The sequence below is a fragment of the Streptomyces carpinensis genome, from assembly GCF_002154505.1.
Taxonomy (GTDB): Bacteria; Actinomycetota; Actinomycetes; order Streptomycetales; family Streptomycetaceae; genus Streptomyces; species Streptomyces carpinensis.
In genome coordinates this window covers 1-20639 of the sequence record NZ_MUBM01000293.1, presented here as the reverse complement: position 1 = coordinate 20639, position 20639 = coordinate 1, and the positions used below count along the sequence as shown (strand labels likewise).

At 70.4% G+C, this 20639-nt stretch carries 19 protein-coding genes; 9 read left to right on the top strand and 10 right to left on the bottom strand.

Annotated features, from left to right (window positions below):
- Positions 1-179 precede the first annotated feature (179 nt).
- Complete coding sequence (locus BZY54_RS34440) at positions 180-1664, bottom strand: SulP family inorganic anion transporter (protein ID WP_086729253.1); 1485 nt, start codon at positions 1662-1664, stop codon at positions 180-182.
- Between the two features lie 424 nt (positions 1665-2088).
- On the opposite strand from BZY54_RS34440, the gene BZY54_RS34435 reads away from it, so the two are divergent.
- Positions 2089-2544, top strand: a complete 456-nt coding sequence (locus BZY54_RS34435; RefSeq protein ID WP_208640862.1) for a MerR family transcriptional regulator — start codon at positions 2089-2091, stop codon at positions 2542-2544.
- 178 nt (positions 2545-2722) lie between these two features.
- On the opposite strand, the gene BZY54_RS34430 is transcribed toward BZY54_RS34435, so the two are convergent.
- Positions 2723-3484, bottom strand: a complete 762-nt coding sequence (locus BZY54_RS34430) for an SDR family oxidoreductase (protein WP_086729246.1) — start codon at positions 3482-3484, stop codon at positions 2723-2725.
- 189 nt (positions 3485-3673) lie between these two features.
- Between BZY54_RS34430 and BZY54_RS34425 the strand changes: the two genes are divergently transcribed.
- Entirely contained in the window at positions 3674-4546 is an 873-nt protein-coding gene (locus BZY54_RS34425; RefSeq protein WP_086729245.1) for a helix-turn-helix transcriptional regulator, read from the top strand.
- 178 nt (positions 4547-4724) lie between these two features.
- On the opposite strand, the gene BZY54_RS34420 is transcribed toward BZY54_RS34425, so the two are convergent.
- On the bottom strand, positions 4725-5648 hold the full coding sequence (locus BZY54_RS34420) for a ketopantoate reductase family protein (protein ID WP_086729244.1): 924 nt from the start codon (positions 5646-5648) through the stop codon (positions 4725-4727).
- A 447-nt stretch (positions 5649-6095) separates the two neighbouring features.
- Here BZY54_RS34420 and BZY54_RS34415 point away from each other — a divergent pair, with 447 nt between their 5' ends.
- Positions 6096-6518 carry a PPOX class F420-dependent oxidoreductase gene (locus BZY54_RS34415; protein WP_086729243.1) on the top strand — a complete coding sequence of 141 codons (423 nt, stop codon included), beginning with the start codon at positions 6096-6098 and terminating at the stop codon, positions 6516-6518.
- Between the two features lie 225 nt (positions 6519-6743).
- Here BZY54_RS34415 and BZY54_RS34410 read toward each other — a convergent pair whose 3' ends face one another.
- Positions 6744-9818, bottom strand: coding sequence for an alpha-L-rhamnosidase-related protein (locus BZY54_RS34410; RefSeq protein WP_086729242.1), 3075 nt, complete (start codon positions 9816-9818; stop codon positions 6744-6746).
- On the opposite strand from BZY54_RS34410, the gene BZY54_RS54845 reads away from it, so the two are divergent.
- Positions 9817-9948, top strand: coding sequence for a hypothetical protein (locus BZY54_RS54845; RefSeq protein WP_279634728.1), 132 nt, complete (start codon positions 9817-9819; stop codon positions 9946-9948). The two genes, BZY54_RS34410 and BZY54_RS54845, sit on opposite strands and share 2 nt — an antisense overlap.
- A gap of 279 nt (positions 9949-10227) precedes the next feature.
- On the opposite strand, the gene BZY54_RS34405 is transcribed toward BZY54_RS54845, so the two are convergent.
- The 5 genes from BZY54_RS34405 to BZY54_RS34385 form a co-directional block, all read right to left on the bottom strand.
- A complete protein-coding gene (locus BZY54_RS34405; protein WP_086729241.1) occupies positions 10228-10548 on the bottom strand; it encodes a GatB/YqeY domain-containing protein in 321 nt (106 codons plus the stop codon).
- Between the two features lie 208 nt (positions 10549-10756).
- Positions 10757-11713: a zinc-binding dehydrogenase gene (locus BZY54_RS34400; RefSeq protein ID WP_086729240.1), complete on the bottom strand. Its 957-nt coding sequence runs from the start codon at positions 11711-11713 to the stop codon at positions 10757-10759.
- A gap of 515 nt (positions 11714-12228) precedes the next feature.
- Entirely contained in the window at positions 12229-13269 is a 1041-nt protein-coding gene (locus tag BZY54_RS34395; RefSeq protein WP_086729239.1) for an NAD(P)-dependent alcohol dehydrogenase, read from the bottom strand.
- A 36-nt stretch (positions 13270-13305) separates the two neighbouring features.
- Positions 13306-14097 (bottom strand): SDR family NAD(P)-dependent oxidoreductase, encoded by a 792-nt coding sequence (locus BZY54_RS34390; RefSeq protein ID WP_086729238.1) that lies wholly within the window; start codon positions 14095-14097, stop codon positions 13306-13308.
- 7 nt (positions 14098-14104) lie between these two features.
- Positions 14105-14794, bottom strand: a complete 690-nt coding sequence (locus BZY54_RS34385; RefSeq protein WP_086729237.1) for a TetR/AcrR family transcriptional regulator — start codon at positions 14792-14794, stop codon at positions 14105-14107.
- A gap of 355 nt (positions 14795-15149) precedes the next feature.
- Between BZY54_RS34385 and sigJ the strand changes: the two genes are divergently transcribed.
- From sigJ to BZY54_RS34360, 5 genes are all read left to right on the top strand, one after another.
- A complete protein-coding gene (gene sigJ / locus BZY54_RS34380; RefSeq protein WP_086729236.1) occupies positions 15150-16040 on the top strand; it encodes an RNA polymerase sigma factor SigJ in 891 nt (296 codons plus the stop codon).
- A 196-nt stretch (positions 16041-16236) separates the two neighbouring features.
- Positions 16237-17175, top strand: a complete 939-nt coding sequence (locus BZY54_RS34375; RefSeq protein ID WP_086729235.1) for an NADP-dependent oxidoreductase — start codon at positions 16237-16239, stop codon at positions 17173-17175.
- Positions 17172-17654: a cupin domain-containing protein gene (locus BZY54_RS34370; RefSeq protein WP_086729234.1), complete on the top strand. Its 483-nt coding sequence runs from the start codon at positions 17172-17174 to the stop codon at positions 17652-17654. The genes BZY54_RS34375 and BZY54_RS34370 overlap by 4 nt, the downstream gene beginning before the upstream one ends.
- Before the next feature lie 122 nt (positions 17655-17776).
- On the top strand, positions 17777-18235 hold the full coding sequence (locus BZY54_RS34365; protein WP_086729233.1) for a carboxymuconolactone decarboxylase family protein: 459 nt from the start codon (positions 17777-17779) through the stop codon (positions 18233-18235).
- Positions 18236-18815: 580 nt separating this feature from the next.
- The gene (locus BZY54_RS34360; RefSeq protein WP_086729232.1) at positions 18816-19007 is read left to right on the top strand and encodes a hypothetical protein; all 192 of its coding nucleotides are present in this window, start codon (positions 18816-18818) and stop codon (positions 19005-19007) included.
- Here the strand turns inward: BZY54_RS34360 and BZY54_RS34355 are convergent.
- The coding region (locus tag BZY54_RS34355; RefSeq protein ID WP_107419899.1) for a glycosyl hydrolase family 95 catalytic domain-containing protein at positions 18996-20639 on the bottom strand (1644 nt) is incomplete at its 5' end. The genes BZY54_RS34360 and BZY54_RS34355 overlap by 12 nt on opposite strands.

The following is a 20639-nucleotide window of genomic DNA, read 5'->3' as shown; positions in this document are numbered from 1 at the left end:
CGATCAACCCTCAGGGATCTCAGACCTGTCGGATCCCTGGGGCCCATGGCGCACCTTGAGCCGCTACCCCGCGTCGGTCGTGAGAGGCGCTGCCCCTCGTCCGCTGAAGGCCCGCACACACACCACCTGTTCCAGCGTCGGCGTGGGCCCCGGTCACTGGGAGACCGACACGCGCCACGTCAGTGGCTGTCGGCGAGTTCGCCGCTGAGCTTGCCGTGCAGGTGAGCGCTGGAGTCGTTCAGGCCGATGATCTCGACGGTCTTGCCTCGCTGGGCATATCTGGTCTCGATGGCGTCGAGGGCGGCCACAGAAGAGGCGTCCCAGATGTGGGTGCCCGTGAGGTCGATGACGACCTTCTCCGGGTCGCCGGCGTAGTCGAACTGGGTGACCAGGTCGTTGGACGAGGCGAAGAAGAGCTGGCCGGTCACCGCGTAGACGACCTGGGTGCCGTCCGGGTCGGTGACCGAGGTGACCTGGGTGAAGTGGGCGACACGCCGGGCGAAGACGATCATGGCGGTGATGGAGCCGACGACGACACCGATGGACAGGTTGTCGGTGGCCACGACGACCGCGACGGTGATGACCATGACGGTGGTCTCGCCGATCGGCATGCGCTTGAGGGTGGCGGGCTTGATCGAGTGCCAGTCGAAGGCGCCGACGGAGACCAGGATCATGACGGCGACGAGGGCCGCCATCGGGATCGTGGAGACGACCGGGCCGAGCACGATGCACAGGATGAGCAGGAAGAACCCGGCGAGGAAGGTGGAGAGCCGGGTGCGGGCCCCGCTCTTCACGTTGATCATGGTTTGGCCGATCATGCCGCAGCCGCCCATGCCGCCGAAGATGCCGGTCACGATGTTGGCGATGCCCTGACCGACCGCTTCGCGGGTCTTGTTCGAGTGGGTGTCGGTGAGGTCGTCCACGAGCTTCGCGGTCATCATCGACTCCATGATCCCCACCAGCGCCATGGCGAAGGCGTACGGGGCGATCACGGTGAGGGTGTGAAGAGTGAACGGCACGTCGGGAAGGCCCGGGACCGGAAGGGCGGAGGGCAGGGTGCCCTTGTCTCCGACGGTCGGCACGGCGATGCCGGCGGCGACAGTGATCACGGTGAGGATCGCGATGGCGACCAGCGGCGCGGGAACCGCCTTGGTCAGCTTCGGGAACGACACCATAAGGACCAGGCCGGCGGCCACCAGCGGATAGACCGCCCAGGGCACGTCCCGCAGATTGGGGATCTGCGCCGTGAACAGCAGGATGCCCAGCGCGTTGACGAAGCCCACCATGACGCTGCGCGGGACGAATCGCATCAGCTTGGCCACACCGAGCGCGCCGAGGACCACCTGGAAGACTCCGGCGAGGATGACGGTGGCGATCAGGTAGCCCAGGCCGTGGGCGCGGACGACGGGCGCGACGACGAGAGCGACAGCGCCGGTTGCGGCGGAGATCATCGCAGGTCGGCCACCGACGAAGGCGATCACCATGGCCATGGTGCAAGCCGCGTAGAGGCCGACCTTCGGGTCCACTCCCGCGATGACCGAGAAGGAGATCGCCTCCGGGATCAGCGCCAGACCGACGACCAGGCCCGCCAGCGTCTCAGTACGCAGCACCTTCGGAGACAGCCGGGAGGGCCTGCCGGACCCGCGCAGGAGGCCTGCGGGCATGAGGCGGGAGGAGGACACGGGGGAAGGCAACGGCGTTCTACCTGTCGTGTTCGGGCGCACCCGCGCAGCGGGGCACGGAAGGGGGACACGGCATGCCGGACGGCAGACCGTGGTCGGCCCGCTCGATACGAGGGCGGGCCGGAAGTCTTCGAGGAAGCCGCAGGCCCGGGTGGACGGAGAACGGTCCGGCTCAGGGGCGACGGGTCACGGCGGGCAGGCGCCGACCCGGGGCATCATGGGCTCGCGCACGCGTGTCTCCTGGGGCATCGCTCTCTTCGCCGAAGACGGCGTCGGCCCCGGCACGGCAGTGCGAGGCAGCAGCCTGCTGCACCGTCCGTCAGAACTCTACCCTAACGTTAGGATAGAGATCGGTGAGGGCGGGTGACGCTCGCCCGCCGGGAGAGAAAGTCTGGAGAGACGGAACGTGGACGGCACCTACATGCAGATCGGCGAGGTCGCCGCGCGCACCGAGCTGTCACTGCGCACGATCCGCCACTACGAGGAGACCGGACTCGTCATCCCCTCGGCCCGGTCCCAGGGCGGCTTCCGCCTCTACACCGAGACCGACGTCGCCCGCCTCATGGTCATCCGCCGCATGAAGCCGCTCGGCTTCACCCTGGATCAGATGCGCGACCTGCTGGACGCCACCGACCGCCTCGACGCCGACCCCGCTCCGGAAGGCGAGGAACGGGAAGCCCTGCTCGCCCGTGTCCGCCACTACGAGCAGGCCGCGGCCGAGCAGATCGACGCACTGCGCACCCAGCTCTCCCGGGCCGAGGACTTCGCCCGGACCCTCCGTTCCCGTCTTCCCCGCGACACCGCCGCCGGACATGCCACCCTGGCCGGCGGCCCGGCCGGCATGCCGGACTCACCGACGTGATGGCACCGGCGTCGGCTCGGGCTCGAAGAGGCGTGGGGTCCACGCCCGCAATCCGATGGGCAGGGCCGGGGGCCCGCCATGGCATCCGCACCAGCGGCCAGGGGATGGGCCGGGCCGACCTCGGCACTCGACACCATAAGCGGCCGGAACAGCCCGGACGCCGATGGGGGAAGCGGTGTCAGCCTTCGCGGCTGGGCAGCATGGCCAGGGCCCGGGAACGCTGTGCAACCAGGTCGTCGTAGGTGCCGTCCCGCTCGGCCCAGCGGTGCATGAGAACCCCCTTCACGAGGATCTCGTGGGGAGTGGGCTCCTCTGACAGCAGGTGCACGACCTCGGTGGCGAAGTCGTCGAGCGGCAGCGCGTGCGGGTTCACCGCTTCCTGGCCCGCTGTGGCGACCGCCGGGGGAACGAGCTCGACGACGTCGACACCGGTGCCGTCCAGCTGCGCGCGCAGCGCCTCCGAGTAGGCGTGCACCGCGGCCTTCGAGGCGGCGTAGCTGGGCATGGGTGGGAACGGCAGGAAGGCGATGCCGGAGGTCACGGTGATGAAGGTGCCGGCGCCCCGCCGGACCAGGTGCGGAGTGAAGGCGTCGATGACCCGGATGGTGCCGACCAGGTTGGTGTCGATCGTCGTCTGCGCCGCCTCGAAGTGCGCGGGGTCGCGCAGGTCCTCCAGGAGCATGACGCCCGACATCGTCACCACGGTGTCCAGCTCGGGGTACCGGGCGAGCACGGCGTCGCGGACGGATGTGACGGAGGCGCTGTCGGTGACATCGATACCGAACGTGCCGAAGCCTTCCGCGGCGAGTTCCGCGAGCGCATCCGGGCTACGGCCGCCGACGGCCACGGTGCTGCCCGCCGCGGCGAACCGCCGGGCCAGCTCCCGCCCGATACCCGAGGTCCCGCCGACGATGAGAACGGTGCGGTTGGAGAGATCCACGAGATCTTCCCTTCAGTCCAGGGCGCCGACGGCGTTCAGGCTCGCGGCGCAGACAGCGATGTGCTCTGTCCTTCTCAAAACACTGCTACCGCAGTCTTGACGGCATCCGCCGGGTGTGGCAGGGCTCCCTTCTTCCCTGGTCCTGACAGGGCCCCCTCTGAGACCCGCGCACCGCATTACGGTGTCGGTATGAAGGATGAGGAATCCGACAACCGGCTCGGCAGCTACCTCCGTGCCCGACGTGAGCTGGTCTCCCCGGCGCAGGCAGGGATACCGTCCGGCGGCAACCGCCGTGTCCCCGGCCTGCGTCGTGAGGAAGTCGCCCTGCTCGCCGGAATCAGCGCCGACTACTACCTGCGCCTGGAACGGGGCCGTGACAAGAACCCCTCACCGCAGGTCCTCGAATCACTCGCGCGCGTCCTGCAGCTCGACGACATCGAGCGGACGTATCTGCTCGGCCTCGTGGCGGCACGCCCCAGGGCGCCGCGCCGCAAGCAGCCCGAGCACGTACCGGCGCGGGTGCACGAGCTGCTCGCCCACCTTCAGATCCCCGCGTTCGTCGAAGGGCGCGCGTTCGACGTCCTGGCCTCCAACCCCATGGCCGTCGCGCTCTCCCCCCGCCTGCGGCCCGGCCAGAACCGGCTTCGTTCCCTCCTCCTCGATCCCGAGGAGCAAGCCTTCCACCAGGACTGGACCAAGGCCACCGCCGATTTCGTCGCCGCCCTTCGCACCACCATCGGGGACGACACCGACAACCCCCGGTTCGTCGAGCTCGTCGGAGAACTCGCACTGTCCAGTGAGCGGTTCCGCACCCTGTGGGCCCGCCACGACGTCCGCAGTCTCGACGGAGGCACGACCACGGTCCACCACCCCGTCGTCGGTGAACTACGCCTCCACCGCGACAAACTCGCCATCGACGATGTCATCCTCGTCGTCTACTACCCCGACAAGGACAGCGACAGCGACGAGAAACTGCGGCTTCTCGCCTCACTCTCACACACCGAGTCCGCCGGCACAGCACATGAAAGGCCGGCGGACATCCCGGACCCGAAGACACCCTGACGAACACGCGCCGTCCCGGCGTCGCCACCGGGCGATGCCGGACGGCATCCACGTGCACAAGCCCTACCCGGGCCGTTTCGCCGGCATCAGCTGACGGGCATCAGCCGATGTTCGGCATGGTGATCGCCGGGGTCCTGCCGTGTCGGGCAACGGGAACGAGGGCCGGAGCTGAGAGGGCTCAGTCAGCGTCCAGTTCGGTCACCAGCCGTGTCGTGAGCGGCACGTGGATGCCGTGTCGCTCTGCCGCTCGGAGCAGGGCGCCGCCGATCGCGTCGAGTTCCAGCGGGCGACCCGCTTCCGCGTCGCGCAGCATCGATGACTTGCTGCCGGGCGGGAAAGCGTCGTAGCGCGCCAGGATCCGGGTGGCGTCCGTCGGCCCGCCGCAGGCCCCGCTGACGGCGGTGGTCTCCTCGACCAGGGCCGCCAGCTCCCTGCGCCGCTCGGACCGGATATCGCCGATCGGCAGTCGGTAGCGGGTGGTGAGGAGCGCGAAGGGAGCCAGAAAGGCCAGCTTGGCCCACAGCACGGCATTCTCGTCCGGGATGACCCGGGTGTCCGCGCCCGCGGCGGTGAGCAATGTGGCCAGCGGAGTGAGCGGCTCCCGCCCGGCGGCCAGGTCGATCTCGAGGAACGGACTGCCGTGTTCGATCACGCCCGGCGCGGTGCGGGTGGACTCGACACGGATCACGGCCGGTGTCACCCGCGGCGCACCATAGCGTGCCCGCAGGACTTCCACATGCTCTATGCCGTTGAGCAGGGGCAGGACGAGGCCGTCATCGAGGAGATGAGGCGGGATACGGTCGAGCGCCGCGTCCAGCGTGGTCTGCTTGACCGTCACCAGGCACAGGTCGACGGACTCGCGCAGGACGGTGTCCGCCTCGACAGCGGCGGTGAAGTCCCCGAACTGCCGGCTGCGTACGTGGATCCCGCTGTGGCGCAGGGTGCGTGCGGTCTCCTTGCCGGCGATGCAGATCACGCGGTGTCCGGAGCGGGAGAGCAGCGCGGCGAGCAGGCCGCCGATCCCTCCGGGGCCGAGCACGGCCACCGTCGGGTGAGGCGGGAGGAGACCGGATTCACCGACGGGTGGAATGGTGTGGGACATGGGGTCCTCTCAGTTCATGGGTCGGCACCCGTCCGCCGCCCCTGCCTCGTCCGGACGCGGCAGCAGGGGACGGGTTGCCGCCCTGGGCCCGGATTGATCATCCATCGGGGCCGAAAGGCAGGTCAATCCTCGGGTTTCCTTGGAAGCGCCAAGGATTTCCTTGGGTGGTGTGGATCGGCCTGCCGCGGCCTCGTACCGATGGCCTTCGACGACCTGCGCATCTTCGTGGCGGCATGCGAGGCCGGCGACCTGAGCGCCGTCACCCGCGACCTGTCCCGCCCCAGTCCACAGTGCGCGCCGCCGTCCAGGAAAACGTCGGACGGATTCGCGTGCGATTGCGGCAGCCGACGGCGTGCAACGGCTCGTTTTCGCACGTTATGTGACAGCGTGTGCAGGGACACAGCCAGCTGGGCACCCCCACCAGTACCGCTATCGAGGAGATGCACCATGTCGAAGCCACCGCTTGCCCCAGAAGCGGTCGCCATGCTCAAGAAGGCCAATCCGGCGGTCATCACCACGCTCCGGCCGGACGGCCAGCCCGTCTCCACCGCCACTTGGTACCTGTGGCAGGACGACGGCCGCGTCCTGGTCAACATGGACGAGGGCCGCAAACGCCTTGAGCACATGCGCGGCGATCCGCGGGTCACCCTCACCGTGCTGGACGAGACCGACTGGTACAACCACATCAGCCTCATCGGCCGGGTCGCCGAGATGCGGGACGACTTGGACCTCGCCGGTATCGACCGGCTCAGCCATCAGTACCTCGGCAAGCCCTACGGCCAACGAGACCGGGCGCGGGTCAGCGCCTGGATCGAGATCGAGCGCTGGCACGGCTGGGGCCGGCACAAGGACAGCAGCCAGGCCGGCTGATCGAGCGCCCATCGGGAGCGCGCCGGACCGTGTGGGCGGCCCGGTATGCGGTGGGGCGAAGCGGTTCGGGAAAGGTATTCAGGGCAGGCAGGCCGGGCAGAGCAGCCGCCGTGCGTACGGGGCCCTGCCCGGCCTGCCTGCCCGAGGATCAGTCGCCTCAGGCGCCGTGGACGTCGTGTTCGCGCGTCCCTACCGCCGGCGTCCGACGCGGCGTACGGGGGTGCGCTATTCGCCGGCCACCGCGTGGAAGCTGGTCTTCCCGGACCCGACCCGGTACAGGGCCCTGCCGTCCTTGGTGCCGAGGTAGGTGGCCTGACCGGTCACGTGGTACGTGCCGCCGGCCACGGCGGGCAGGGCGACGGTCGCGGTGACGTTCACCGGGATGTCCACCTTGGTGTCCACACCGTACCGGCCGCGACGCCAGTCGACCCCGACCTTGCCGCGCTCGGTCCACTGGGTTCCGGAGGCGGCGGTCAAGCCCTTGTCCGCCGGGGCGATGCGGACCGTCCCGGCGCCGGGCGAGGTGACGGTCACGCCGAGCACGCCCTCGAGGACGCCGGTGACTCCGGCGCCTCCCCAGCCGTGCGAGAAGCTCTCGCTGCTGCTCTGGGAGACCTGGGGGCCGGTGCAGTCGGAGGTGGCGCAACCGGGCGTCCACTGCTCCCACATGAAGGTGCCGCCCTCGGCGAGGACCTGGGCCGGGCCGTCGTGGGCCGGATCCGTCAGGATCTTGACGAGGGTGTCCGGACGGTCCGTGATCCGCAGCGCGTCGAGCAGCGTGCGCAGGGTCATCGGGCCCTGCTGCATGCCCAGTTGGGACATGCGGTCACCCAGTGCGGCGTACTCGCCGGGGTCCGCGATCCCGTAGGCGACGGGGAAGGACTGCGCGTGCTCGCCGAAGTGGGCGATCCGCGATCCCGCCGAGTCCAGGCCGTCGGACCAGGCACCGGTGCCGGGGTCCCTCAGCTGGTCGCGCATCGCCGCGGTCAGGTGGTCGGCCCGGTCGTCGTACGTCGTCCGGGTACCGGTGTCGCCGAGCGCCGCGGCCGCCTGCGCGACCGAACGCAGCGCGCCCACGCCGAGCGCGTTGACCACCGTGCGGTCGACGTTGCCGGTGGTGACGTAGCCGTAGCGCATGGGGGCGGGCCAGTCGATGATGCCGTACTGGTAGGCGCCGCTGCCGCCGGGCAGGTCGGCGACCAGTCCGCGGCTGTCGACGGCCGCCCAGATGTAGTCGGCGACGTTCTTCATCACCGGCAGGGCCTGGCGCAGAAGCTCCTTGTCACCGGTGGTCTGGTAGTAGCGCAGCACCCATTCGGGGAACATCTCGGTGTAGTCGGGGATGTCCCGCTTGGCGTCGCCGTTGGGGTAGACGGAGTTCAGGGCGCCGTTGCTCCAGTAGCGGGCCTGGGAGTTCATGAAGGCGACGATCGCCTGCCGGGTCAGGCTGCGCTCGCCGGCCGAGGCCATGGTGGCGAACGACTCGTCGACGCTGTCGCCGAGGAACTGGCCCTTCTCACGGGTCGGGGTGTCGAGGAAGACGTTCTGTGCCGACTGCAGGGCGGAGCGCTGCATCAGGGCGAAGACGTCGTCGAGGGTGGAATCGCTGCTGGAGAAGGTGGCCGGGTGGGCGGCGTCGGTGTTCTGCACCACGGCGGTGACGTCGCCGGTCGTCAGGTCCTCGCCCGGGTCGCTGATCTGCAGGTAGCGCCAGCCCCAGTAGGTGAAGGGCCGCGCGGTCTGCGCGCCGTCCTTCTCGGTGTAGTAGAAGCGCATGTTGCTGCCCTGCGTGTCCAGGCCCGAGGTGCCCGCGCGGGAGTTCTCCACCCAGCTGTCCTTGGCGTGGTCCTTGCTCAGCGCGCCGTCCAGGGTCACCGTGGTGCCGTCCACCGCCTGAACGGTGTGCGTCTCGGGGTCGCCCGCTCCGTAACCGTCGGCGGGGGCGTCGATGGTGATCTGGTCACCCACGTGGACGTTGCCGGTGGCGGCCAGGCCGAGGGTGGTGTCGCCGGCCGAGACGGCCGAGGTCAGCTTGCTGTTGTTGCGCCGGTAGCTCGTGGTGAACGTCAGCTGCCGCCCGGCGGTGCCGTTGCTCAGACGCACCGAGGGAACGGCGGAGTAGACCTTGCCGAAGTCGGCGAAGACCGTGCCGTCGGGCAGGTGGAGCAGCGAGACGGGATGGACGACCCGCTGCGTCAGGTGGGCCTGCAGCGCGGACAGGTGCGTGAATGCGCAGGGCGACGAACTACCCTCGTACGACTTGCAGTCGGCGAGGTTCGGGCGGGGGTGCGCACCGATGACGGCGGGCGCCGACCAGTCCGAGTCGTCGTAGGCGGTGGTGTCCCAGCCGCTCATCTCCTTGGTCGCGTCGTAGTACTCGACGCGGTCACCGGCGTCGCTGTTGCGATAGGTGAGGGTGTCGACACGCTGCGGGTCGTATCGGTGCACCTTCCAGGAACCGTCGGACACCATGACGTCCTGGCTGCCGTCGCTGTGATCGACGACGACCTTCACGAGCAGTCCGTCGGGACCCTCGGGGCTGCTCGGGCCGTTGGCGCGGCCCTGGCACTTGCAGGACCAGTAGTGGGTGATGACGCCGACCGGCAGTTCCTCGCCCGCCCGCACACCCTTGAGCGAGGCGACGTCGTAGTATCCCTCGCCGGCGTACTCGTAGGAGGACGAGCGCTGCACCTCGTGGTCGGCGACGTCGACCTGCCAGTCCCCCATGGCGGCGACGTAGACGCGCGCACCGGTCACCGGACTGCCCGTGGAGACCTTCATGACCTTGCGGGCGGCTGTCCACTGGTTGCCGGCGTCGTTGCCGGTGGCGGGCCGGCGGATCCACTGGGCGCCGGACCAGTCCTGGTCGCCCAGGCCCGTGGTGAAGCTCGCTGGAGAGGCGTACGGGGACGCCTTGCCGCCGCGGTCCCAGGTGCGCACCGTCCACTTGTAGGTGGTCCCGGGCTCCAGCGCACCGCCCGCGTAGGCGACCCAGGACTGCTCCGAGCCGGACACCTTGCCGCTGTCCCAGACGGTCCCGCCGTCCCCGTCGAGAACGACCAGTTCGTAGGCCGACTGCACCTCGTTGGCGTCCACGTCCCGTGGCAGCCAGCCGAACTGCGGCGTGCCGTCCACGGCGAGCGGGTCGACCCGGTCCGCCACCGTCAGCCCGGTCGGCGCCTTGGGCGCGTGATCGGCGTCGATCTGACCCGCGAACGCCTGCGGCGCCGAGCTGAAAGCGAGTCCCCATGCGAGAACGAACAGGCCGAAGCGTCTGCAGGTTGCCGAGGGCAATCTCATGACGCGCCTCCATCCGAAAGGTTTGAACATTTCAATGAACGTCGAGCCGGGCGCCCTGTCGATGCGCGATGAGCAGCCAAAGGCGCAGTCAGCCCGGCAAAATGGCCAACTGATGGGTATGGGCGATTGATTGAAACGTATCAATTCTCTTTTACGGTGAGGCTATGTAGCAGCCGATTCACCTGTCAACGGTCGTGCACGGTCCTTCCGCGATCACCAACTCGTTGCTGATCCTGGAGTCGTGGCTGTTTCCCGTCATGGGCCGCGCACGAACTCGAGGAGGGGAGCGGAAGGCGGTCGAAGACCGCCGACGAGCAGGTGGTCACGCCCGGTCCGAAACGGGGCAGCGCGAGCGTCTGCGCGGTCGGCAGGCCTCCGATGAAGGTCGGGACGACGGATCCGCCGTGTCCTACGGGGTGCCGTGGCCGTCGAGAAGGCGAAGCAGCACAGCAGCCTCCGCGCGAAGCCGCGCGACTCGGCCGGCGTGGGCGGGTGCGGTCAACTGCGCTGCGGCCTCCAGTCGTTCGGTGGCCTCGGCACGTACGATGTCCGCCACCCGGCACTCGCTCAGCTCACGCCGCGCTGCCTCGGTGGCACCGGCACCGACCGGTGACTGTTCGAGGGCCAGGCCGCGCAATCCGGCTTCGTCCACGGGCACCGCCTCCGCGTTGTCCAGCGCGGCGAGCGTCGCGCGCAAGGCGCTCACGGCGGCCTTGTCACGGGAGCGCATCGCTTCCGGAAGGGCTTGACGCATACGAACACGTAGGGACATGCCAGGACCTTATAACCCCCGGTACGGCAGCGGGCCGCTGCGCTTGAGTTGCCTGCGTCCGATGCGTGGCCATGCGGGCAGGGCCCCGGTCACCGGCGGCTGAGCGGCGGCCAGAAGCAGCTCGAAGGCGGCCGGACGCGAAGGCCGCCCCCTCGGCGCGCTGTCCTCAGTCCTCGTAGAGGGCGATGAGCCGGCCGACGACGCCGCCCTGGCGCAGGCGGTCGAGGCCGTCGGGGATCTGATGGGGCGTGATGCGGTTGAGCGGTGGGTTGAGCTCGCCGGCGCGCATGAGGTCGTAGAGCTCTTTCAGGTCCTGCTTGGTGCCGGACTTGGAGCCGAGGATCCGCAGCTGCTTGAGGATGACCTGCTTGGTGTCGATGGTGGCCTCCAGCCGGCCCATGCCGACCTGCACCAGCGTGCCGGACTCTCCCAGTGTCTGCACGGCCTGGGCAGTGGTGCTGCCGAAGCCCGCGTAGTCCACGATGAGCTCGAGGTCCTTGTCGGCGAAGTCGGTGATGGACTCGGCGACACCGGCGAGGCCGATCTCGCCGGCCAGCTCCCGTGTGGCCGGGTTGACCTCGGCGGCGTAGACCTCGGCGCCCTTGAGGACAGCCACGCGGGCGCCGATGTAGCCGAGGCCGCCGAGACCGATCACGCCGACTCGCATCCCCTTCTTCGCGCCGCCGCGGGTGACCACGGCGTGGTAAGAGGTCAGGCCGGCGTCGGTGGCCATGGCGCCCAGTTCGAAGGAGACCTGGTCGGGCAGGCTGACCAGGTTGGGGTCGGTGGCGCGGACCTTGGGACCGTAGCCCCCGTCCCAGGCGCCGTAACCGATGGCGTCGCCGTCCGGCATCATCGGGGAGAGTCCGACGCGGTCGCCGATCTTCCAGTGCTCCATGCCCTTGCCGACCTCGCTGACGACGCCGGCGTTCTCGTGGCCGAGCGTCATGGGGATGCGGGGGAACATGGCCATCCAGCCGGCATCGTCCAGCGCGCTGACGTCGGAGTGGCACAGGCCCGCGGCCTTGACCTCGACGATGACCTCGCCCGCTCCGGCCTGGGGCTCCTCCACCTCCTCCAGCGTCAGGGGCTTGCCCGTTCCGTGAAAGCGCCAGGACCTCATGGTGTCGCCTCTTCTTTCGTGCGGGACCGGCTGCGCCGCCCACGATTCGTGCGGACAGGAGGGCGATGGCCCTCGCTGTTGTGGAGGGAGCTCTGACGCCGGCGGAGGCCGGGTAGGGCTCAGGTTCGCCGCCGAGCGGTCAGGGGATCCGCCGGCGGCCATCGTGCTGGCGAGACCCATGCCCCAGCTCAACGGTCTGCTCCGGCGACCGGAGGTGTGGCTCCATTTGAAGGGAGGGCGTGCACATCAGCGGTCGTCGAAGAGCGGGCGGAGCGCTGTCCGGCGCTGAGTCCCGCCCTGGCCGAGGACACCGCGAAGGCGCTGACCTCAGGCATCGAGGCATCCGGGCAGTGCCTGCCCGGATGCCTGGACGGCTGGACGCTTCGCGGGGCACCTGGAGGTGCCGGGTGCCGACGGTTGCCGGGGCCGGTGGCCGCGGAACGGACCGGCCGGGCGCGTGCTTGGTGCGGCTGCCCGGTCCATGGGCAGCGGCACGGCCGGAAGCGGGGCCCAGGTCAGCCGTTGGGCAGGATCACCGCGCGGCCGTTGATGCTGCCTTCGTGCAGCCGTTCGTAGGCGAGGGGCGCTTCGTCGAGCGAGAACGTCTCCGTGTGCACCGACACCATGCCCGAGCGGGCCAGTGCCAGAACCTCGACGAGTTCGCTCCGGCTGCCCCAGTACGGGGCGTTGACCGACACCTCGAAGGGCAGCCGTCCGAAGCCCACGGGAAGGGCGGCACCACCGATGCCCACGATGGAGATGTCCCCCTCGACCGCGGCCACGGCACCGGCGACGGCGACCGTGGGCTCCGCGCCGACGAAGTCGAACACGGCCTCGGCTCCGATCCCACCGGTGAGTTCGCGCACCGCCGCGGCGGCCTTCGCGTCGGACAGGACGGCCTCGTGCGCTCCCACCTTGCGGGCGAGCGCCAGCTTGTCCTCGCTCACGTCGAGGGCCACCACGCGGGCGGGCGTCAGCGCGCGCAGCAACTGGATCGCGACGTGCCCGAGACCGCCCGTGCCGATGACCACCGCTGTCGATCCCGGCACCAGCCGGGGCAGCGCGCGCTTGATCGCGTGGTACGGGGTCAGCCCCGCGTCGGTCAGCGGGACCGCGGCGACCGGGTCGAGTCCGTTCAGCGGGACCAGGTGCCGCGGGTCGTCGACCAGCATGTATTCGGCCATGGAACCCGGAGCGCCCAGCCCCGGCGGGCGTATGCCGAGTTCGTCGGCACGCAGGCAATAGTTCTCCTTGCCCTCGGCGCACTTGACGCACGCCCCGCAGCCCCAGGGCCCGTAGACGGCCACCGCCTCGCCCTCGGACAGACCGGTCACCCCCGCACCGAGCGCGGCGACGGTGCCCACGCCCTCGTGGCCGAGGGTGAGCGGCAGTTCGTAGGGGAAGCCCTCGGCCGGCCAGCTCATCACCGCGATGTCGGAGTGGCACACCCCGGCCGCGGTGACCTTCAACAGGACCTGTCCAGGCCCGGGTTCGGGGTCGGGGACGGACACCACCTCGGGTGCGGCTCCGATGGTCCGGTACTGCAGTGCCTTCATGTCGGCGACTCCTTCGGTGTGCGGCTCGGTCGGTGGTCAGACGGCGGTGTAGGCGCCGTCGACCAGGTGGTAGGCGCCGTGGACGAACGAGGCCCGGTCGGAGAGCAGGAAGGCGATGAGTTCGGCGACCTCCTCGGAGCGGCCGAGCCGGCCGGCCGGGTGCAGCCCCACCAGGGACCGGTGGGCGGTCTCGTCCATGCTGTTCAGCAGCGGCGTCTCGATGAAGCCCGGGCCGACGGCGTTGACACGTATGCCCCTGGCCGCGTACTCGGCCGCGGCGGTCCTGGTCAGTCCGACGACTCCGTGCTTGGCGGCGACGTAGGCGGGAGAGCCTGCGAAGCCGACGGAGCCGAGGATCGATGCCACGTTCACGATCGCGCCGCCCTTGCCGGCGGCCTCCATGGCGGGCAGCTCGTAGCGCAGCGAGTAGAAGACGCCGTCGAGGTTGGTGCGCACTACGCGCTGGTAGGCCTCGATGTCGTACGCGCCCGTCGGCGCGCTCGGGCCGCCGATGCCGGCGTTGTTCACGGCGAGGTGCAGTGCCCCGAAGGAGTCCACGGTGAAGGCGACCGCCGCCTCCACGGACTCGGGTCGCGTCACGTCGAGCCGGACGGAGGCGGCCCGCATGCCCTCGGCCGTCAGCTCGGCGGCGGCCTTCTCGGCGCCTTCGGCGTTGTAGTCGGCGATGACGACGTTGGCGCCGCCGCCACCGAGTCGACGGGCCGTGGCCAGGCCGATACCGGAGGCGGCGCCGGTGACGAGGGCGGTCCGGCCCGCGAACTCGGTGGCGTAGTCGGTGACGGAGGCGGCGGTGGTAGTGGTGCTCATGGTGCGCTCACTTGTCGGTGGTGCTGTCGGCGGCCGCGGACGCGGCCTCCTTGGTCAGTGCGTCGTAGGCCCGCTCGACCAGCGCGGCGAGGTCTGCGGCTGCCGAGTCCTCGTCCCCGGCCGTCCGCGCCCACTGGCGCAGCGCGGCGGTGAGGACACCGGCGGCGGCGCCGACGACGACGGCCGGGCGCACGTCCCGGGCGTCGTCGGTGCCGAGCCGGTCGGCGATGATCCGGATCGACTCCTCCTGGGCGTCGACCCGGATGCGTTCGTAGGCGGCGAACAGGGCGGGCTCCTGGTTCAGCAGCGCGAGCAGCCGCCGGACGTCCGGGCGCCGGTGCCAGGCCGGGTCGTCCCGGTCGGTGAGCCAGGCGCGTACGGCCCGGCGGTAGGCCAGGAGGGGCGGCTCGCCGGGCGGGCGCGTGCGCAGCAGGGCGTTGATGCGGTCCCCGTCGTCGCGCACGAAGTCCAGGGCGGCTTCCTCCTTGCCGGTGAAGTTCCGGCTGAAGGTACGGCGCGTCACGTCGGCGCGCTCCGAGATCGCCTCCACCGTCGTGTCCGCCAGGCCGCGTTCGAGGATCAGCTCCAGCGCGGCGGCGGCCAGCGCATTGCGCGTCTGCCGGGACTTGCGCCGCCGACGGTCCTCGGGGACACGAGCGCCGGACGGACTACTGGGAGGCTGCCGCATTGCCGTCATGGCCTCACGGTAACACGGTGATGTCCCATGGGGACATATGTCTCGACGGGACATCGTCAGCCGAGGGTGCCGGCGCCGACCGCGACCACGAGGGGGGACTCTCCAGCCCTGACCGCGCCGGACAGTTCGGCTCGAAGACCGGCCTGGGGGTGACGGCCACGGACGCGGCAGGCCGTGAGACCCGACGGTGCACACGACGGCGGAAGAGTCGTGGGAGCCCTTCAGTTCCTTCGGTCGGAGTACGTCGTCGCTCTGAGCGTCCGGACCGGCCGGATTGCGCAGAGCTGCCGGCGCAGATCCCGGGTCCGGATGACTCCTACTCTGGATCCGCAAACTGGAGGAGGTTGCGATCTGTATGGGCAACGGGCACCGTTCCGAACGGTCTGAGCAGCAGGACGCGCTCGGAGCCGAATGGGAGAGGCACCGCCCCGCGGTTTTCGGTGCGGCCTACCGGCTGCTGGGGAGTGTGGCCGATGCCGAGGACGTGACCCAGGACGTGTGGCTGCGGGCGGCCGGAGCGGATCTGCGGGACATCGGTGATCTGCGGGCCTGGCTGGTGACGGTGGCCGCGCGACGGTCGTACGACATTCTCAAGAGCGCGCGTTTCCGCCGGGAGACCTATGTCGGGCCGTGGCTGCCGGAGCCTCTGCTGACGGGACCGGACGCATCCGAGCCGGTACTCGTCGACGAGTCCGTCGGTTCGGCGATGCTGCTGATCATGGAGGAGCTGAGCCCGCCGGAGCGGGTGGCGTTCGTCCTGCACGATGTCTTCGGTCTCGAGTTCGGCCGGATCGCCGAAGTGCTGGACGTCTCGGTGCCGGGTGCCCGGCAGCTCGCCTCGCGGGCGCGACGGCGGGTGGCCAAGGCGAAGCGGTCCATGCCGCAGGCGTCGAAGGCGGAGCGGGAACGCGTGCTGTCGGCCTTTCGCGCAGCCTACGAGGCCGGGGACCTGGCCGGTCTGGTCAGGCTCCTCCATCCGGACGCCGTCTACGTCACCGACGGCGGCGGCAAGATCTCCGCGGCACGCAAGCCCATCCACGGCGGAGAGCGCGTCGCCGAGGTCATGGTGCGTGTGGGGCGACAGTGGCGTCCGGACCGGATCGACTTCGCCGAGGTCGGCGGCGAGCTCGCCCTCGTGTTCTACCGGGAAGGCCGGGTCTACTCCGTCGACACGGTGCAGATCACAGACGGTCTGGTCACCGCGTACCGCAGGGTCATCAACCCGGAGAAACTCATGCACGTCTGAGCTGTCACGCCTGGAGGGGCTACCTCGTCTCCCTGGTGAGAAAGCGAACGGGACGACGAAGGAACGGGTGAGAGCAGGTGAGATCGATGATGCGGAACGGCATACATCCACCTGGTGCACCTTTCCGAACGAGCCGCTGTGAGCCCGTGTGAAACGGACCGCACGCTCGAACCGCCCCCTCCCAGTAAGGACCTGTATGCAAGCCATCACTGTTCGGGACCGCGACGCCGGTCTTGCCGGGCTGTCCCTGACGGACATGCCCTACCCCCACGCGGCCGAGAACGACGTCATCGTGCGGGTGCACGCCGCGGGCTTCACCCCTGGCGAGCTGGACTGGCCGGCCACGTGGACCGATCGCGCCGGCCGTGACCGGACGCCGAGCGTGCCGGGGCACGAGCTGTCGGGTGTCGTCGTGGAGCTCGGGTACGGCACCACCGGCCTGAACGTCGGCCAGCGGGTCTTCGGCATGGCCGACTGGGCCCGCAACGGCTCGCTCGCCGAGTACGTCGCGGCGGAGGCCCGCAACCTCGCGCCGCTGCCGGCGGACATCGACCACACCCTGGCCGCCGCACTGCCGATCTCCGGGCTGACCGCCTGGCAGGGCCTGTTCGACCACGGCCGCCTCACCACCGGCCAGACCGTCCTGATCCACGGTGCTGCGGGCGGCGTCGGCTCGATCGCGGTGCAGCTCGCCCGCGAGGCCGGCGCCCGCATCATCGGCACCGGCCGGTCCCGCGACCGCGACAGGGCGCTCGCGCTGGGCGCCGACGCCTTCCTGGACCTGGAGACCGAGAAGCTGGAGGACGCCGGTGAGGCCGACGTCGTGTTCGACGTGATCGGCGGTGACATCCTCGACCGCTCGGCGGCCCTGGTCCGGGCCGGCGGCGCGCTCGTCACCATCGCCATGCCGCCCAAGGTCCAGCCCAAGGACGGGCGGGCCGTCTTCTTCGTCGTCGAACCCGACCGCGTCCGGCTCACCGATCTCGCCACGCGGCTGAGAGACGGACGGCTCAAGCCGGTCGTCGGTGCTGTGCGGCCGCTCGCCGAGGCACCCGCCGCGTTCGCCCCCGGCAAGCACACCCCGGGCAAGACGATCATCCGCGTCACGGAAGACCGAGAAGGAGACCGATCATGATCGGAATGCGGATCGCCGCCGGCCTGCTGTCTGTCGCCACGCTGACCGCGGCCACGGCCTGCTCGACCTCCGACCAGCCCGCCCACGCCAAGATGCCGACCGCGGCCGTGGCATCGCCTGCGGCCATGGCATCGACGCACCCCACTGAAACCCTCAAGCTGCTGCTCCAGCAGGCCCTTCCGAATGTGAAGGGCAAGACGTTCACCTCAGCGATCGTCGACTTCCCGCCCAACGCGAGCGCGCTGCCGCACCGGCACGGTCGGGCGTTCGTCTACGCCTACGTCCTCGAAGGCACCGTGCGCAGCAAGCTCGACGACAAGCCCGCGACCACCTACCACCAGGGCGAGAACTGGGTCGAGCAGCCGGGCACCCACCACGTCCTCACCGAGAACACCAGCCGGACCAAGCCGGCCAAGCTCCTGGTCGTCTTCGTCTCCAACACCGGAGACAAGCTCAAGGTCGACGACCCGAAGTCGTAGCCCGGCACGCAGCGGGCGGCAGCACTCTGCACGAGCTCCTCCCCTGCCGGAACACACACCACCCGCCACCAAGACGCGCCCGAAGAGCGCGGCGCGGGCCACACGAACGAATCGAAGGAACCATGACCGACACTCAGCGCGTCGACATCGGCAAGCAGCACCCGGCCGCCTACAAGGCCCTCATCGCCCTGTCGTCGGAGGTGGCGGAGGCCGCCGTCGCAGCGGGTCTCGACCCGCTCCTGGTCGAGCTGTTGAGGATCCGTACTTCGCAGATCAACGGCTGCGCGTTCTGCCTGCGCATGCACACCCGCGACGCCCTCAAGAAGGGCGAAAACCCCGACCGCATCGCCGTGCTGCCCGGATGGGAAGAGACCGGCTACTTCTCCGAGACCGACCGCGCCGCCCTCCGCCTGACCGAGGCGATCACATGCGTGCCGGACGGACACGTCAGCGACGAGGACTACGACGCAGCCGCGGCCGTACTCACCGCGGACCAGGTCTCGGCGATCGCCTGGCTGGCCACGGTGATGAACGCCTTCAACCGCGTCGCGATCACCAGCCGGTACCCCGTCGGCGGCTGACCTCGCACGGTCAGGCCATGGGTGGTTGACCCAGCGGCCGCCTCTTGCCGACCTGAGCTCCGAGGAGCGAGGCCGCCTCGGCATCGCACTCGAAGGACGGTCCCGGCCGGGCGGCCGCAGCTCGATGCCCGCCCCTGACACGCGGCTCGACTGGGCTTCACGTGCTCCGGCGGCTGACTGCGTCCGGGCCCGTCCCGGCAGCCGGCGGCTTGCAGGCCCACTTCGTGCCGGAACTCTCCCACTCAACACGCGTCAGCCAGGCGTCGATCGGCCCGACGGTCCGGCGACACCGGCGCAGGCGTCATCGACACCCCGTCGGACGGCAACGAGCGGCCGGTGCCCAACGGCGTGGGTCTCTTCGGTCCGCAGGGTTCGGGCACCTTGCGCGGACTGGACATACGTCCCCAGGCCGACCGGGTGATACCCGGGCTCACCGTGGATCTCGCCGTCGCCGGCTCTGAAGAGACGTGGGCGCCGGTGACGGTCGACAGAACCAGCGCGGGGCGAGTGGCGCGGCCTCAGGAATCGCGAAAAGCATGGGGAGGTCACGCACGGCGGCCTGGCCGGCCTCGGCCTCGCCGTGGCGCTGCGGGCCCGGGCGGCGGCCGTCACCGTCGGGCACGAGCCGGGCTGCCCCAGCCCGAGCGCGCGCTCGGCGGTGACGGCCGCCGCCGACACCGGGCGCCCCGTCACCGCCACCGCGACCCCCCACTTCCAGTGGGGCGACCGCGGTGACGGCCTGACGCGGGTGTGGATGCCGCTACGTGGCTGAGCGCAGCCGATACCGGCCGCTCCGGCGTGTGGCGAAGGACACCACGCACTTCTCGGGGCGGTCGGCGGTGGCGCCCTCGACGTCCACCGGATGCGGGGTGCGGATCCGCACCGGGTTGCCGAGCAGGGAACGCACCTCGGCGTGTGCCACACCGTCCGCCGTCCACTCCAGGTCGACCTCGAAGCCGCCGCGGGCCCGCAGCCCCCGGAAGGAGCCGGCCGGCCAGGCGTCGGGCAGGGCGGGCAGCAACTCGATCTCACCGGCGTGGCTCTGCAGCAGCATCTCGGTGATGCCGGACACGCCTCCGAAGTTGCCGTCGATCTGGAACGGCGGGTGCAGATCGAAGAGGTTGGGCGCGGTGCGCGCGGGGGTGAGCAGGTCCGAGAGGTGCTTGTAGGCACGTGCCGGGTCCAGCAGCCTGGCCCACAGGTTGATCTTCCAGGCGAGGGACCAGCCCTGCCCCGCCGCCCCCCGCAGCTCCAGGCTCTTCGCCGCGGCCTTGGCGAGCTCCGGGGTCCCCCTCGGAGTGATCTGCGCGCTCGGGAAGAGACCGTACAGGTGGGACACGTGGCGGCTTCTGACCAGCGCCGCCTCCTCCCAGTCGACCAGCCACTCCTGGATCTGGCCGAGGTAGCCGACCCGGGTGGGTGCCAGGCGGTCGCGGACCTCGGTGACCCGTTCGACGAGCCCGGGGTCGCGGTCGAGCACCTGCGCGGCCTGCCGGAAGGCGTCGAACAGGTCCCGCAGCAGCTGCATGTCCATGGTGGGGCCGGCACAGATGCTGACGCTCTCACCCTCGTCCTGATGATGGGTCACCTCAGGGGACTGCGAGGGATTGGTGACGAGCCAGCCGGTCTGCGCGTCCACCACCAGGGTGTCGAGGAAGAACTCCACCGCGCCCTTGATCACCGGGTAGTTCTGGGCGAGCGCACCGGTCTCCCCGGTGAACTGGTACTGGTCCCACAGCATCACGCACAGCCACGCGCCGCCCGTCGGCCACATGCCGTACTGCGCCGCGTCCACCGGCGCCGTCCCGCGCCAGCCGTCCGTGTTGTGGTGCAGCACCCAACCCGGAGCGCCGTACAGCGCCTTGGCGGTGCGGGCGCCGGACTCCGCCAGCTCGTGCACCATCTGCACGGCCGGGTCCCAGCACTCCGCGAGGTTGCCGGGGCCGGCGGGCCAGTAGTTCATCTCGAAGTTGATGTTGACGGTGTACTTGGACTCCCAGGCCGGGTTCATGCTGTCGTTCCACAGACCCTGGAGGTTGGCGGGCTGACCCGGCGAGCGGGAGCAGGAGGCCAGCAGGTAGCGGCCGTACTGGAAGTAGAGCGCGGCCAGCTGCGGGTCCTTGCCGTCGGCGAACAGCGGGATGCGCCGGTCGGTGGGCAGACCGGTCCGGTCCGACGGCCCCAGGTCGATGGCGACGCGGGTGAACAGCCGCCGGTAGTCGGCCACGTGGCGCGAACGCAGAAGCTCGTACGGCTTGTTCACCGCCGGGTCGAGGTGGCGGCCGGCGCGGGCCTCGGGGTCGGCCCCGGCGTCGAGGTAGTTGCGGTAACTGGTCGCCATGGAGATCAGCAGAGTGACCGTGTCGGCGCCTTCGACGGTCAGCGTCCCCTGACCGGTTCCCAC

Bases quoted from the DNA above. Each gene is read 5' to 3' on its own strand.
- BZY54_RS34440 (WP_086729253.1), bottom strand. From the start codon at position 1,664: ATGCCCGCAGGCCTCCTGCGCGGGTCCGGCAGGCCCTCCCGGCTGTCT.
- BZY54_RS34425 (WP_086729245.1), top strand. From the start codon at position 3,674: ATGAAGGATGAGGAATCCGACAACCGGCTCGGCAGCTACCTCCGTGCC.
- BZY54_RS34420 (WP_086729244.1), bottom strand. From the start codon at position 5,648: ATGTCCCACACCATTCCACCCGTCGGTGAATCCGGTCTCCTCCCGCCT.
- BZY54_RS34415 (WP_086729243.1), top strand. From the start codon at position 6,096: ATGTCGAAGCCACCGCTTGCCCCAGAAGCGGTCGCCATGCTCAAGAAG.
- BZY54_RS54845 (WP_279634728.1), top strand. From the start codon at position 9,817: ATGACGCGCCTCCATCCGAAAGGTTTGAACATTTCAATGAACGTCGAG.
- BZY54_RS34410 (WP_086729242.1), bottom strand. From the start codon at position 9,818: ATGAGATTGCCCTCGGCAACCTGCAGACGCTTCGGCCTGTTCGTTCTC.
- BZY54_RS34405 (WP_086729241.1), bottom strand. From the start codon at position 10,548: ATGCGCTCCCGTGACAAGGCCGCCGTGAGCGCCTTGCGCGCGACGCTC.
- BZY54_RS34400 (WP_086729240.1), bottom strand. From the start codon at position 11,713: ATGAGGTCCTGGCGCTTTCACGGAACGGGCAAGCCCCTGACGCTGGAG.
- BZY54_RS34395 (WP_086729239.1), bottom strand. From the start codon at position 13,269: ATGAAGGCACTGCAGTACCGGACCATCGGAGCCGCACCCGAGGTGGTG.
- BZY54_RS34390 (WP_086729238.1), bottom strand. From the start codon at position 14,097: ATGAGCACCACTACCACCGCCGCCTCCGTCACCGACTACGCCACCGAG.
- BZY54_RS34385 (WP_086729237.1), bottom strand. From the start codon at position 14,794: ATGACGGCAATGCGGCAGCCTCCCAGTAGTCCGTCCGGCGCTCGTGTC.
- sigJ (WP_086729236.1), top strand. From the start codon at position 15,150: ATGGGCAACGGGCACCGTTCCGAACGGTCTGAGCAGCAGGACGCGCTC.
- BZY54_RS34375 (WP_086729235.1), top strand. From the start codon at position 16,237: ATGCAAGCCATCACTGTTCGGGACCGCGACGCCGGTCTTGCCGGGCTG.
- BZY54_RS34370 (WP_086729234.1), top strand. From the start codon at position 17,172: ATGATCGGAATGCGGATCGCCGCCGGCCTGCTGTCTGTCGCCACGCTG.
- BZY54_RS34365 (WP_086729233.1), top strand. From the start codon at position 17,777: ATGACCGACACTCAGCGCGTCGACATCGGCAAGCAGCACCCGGCCGCC.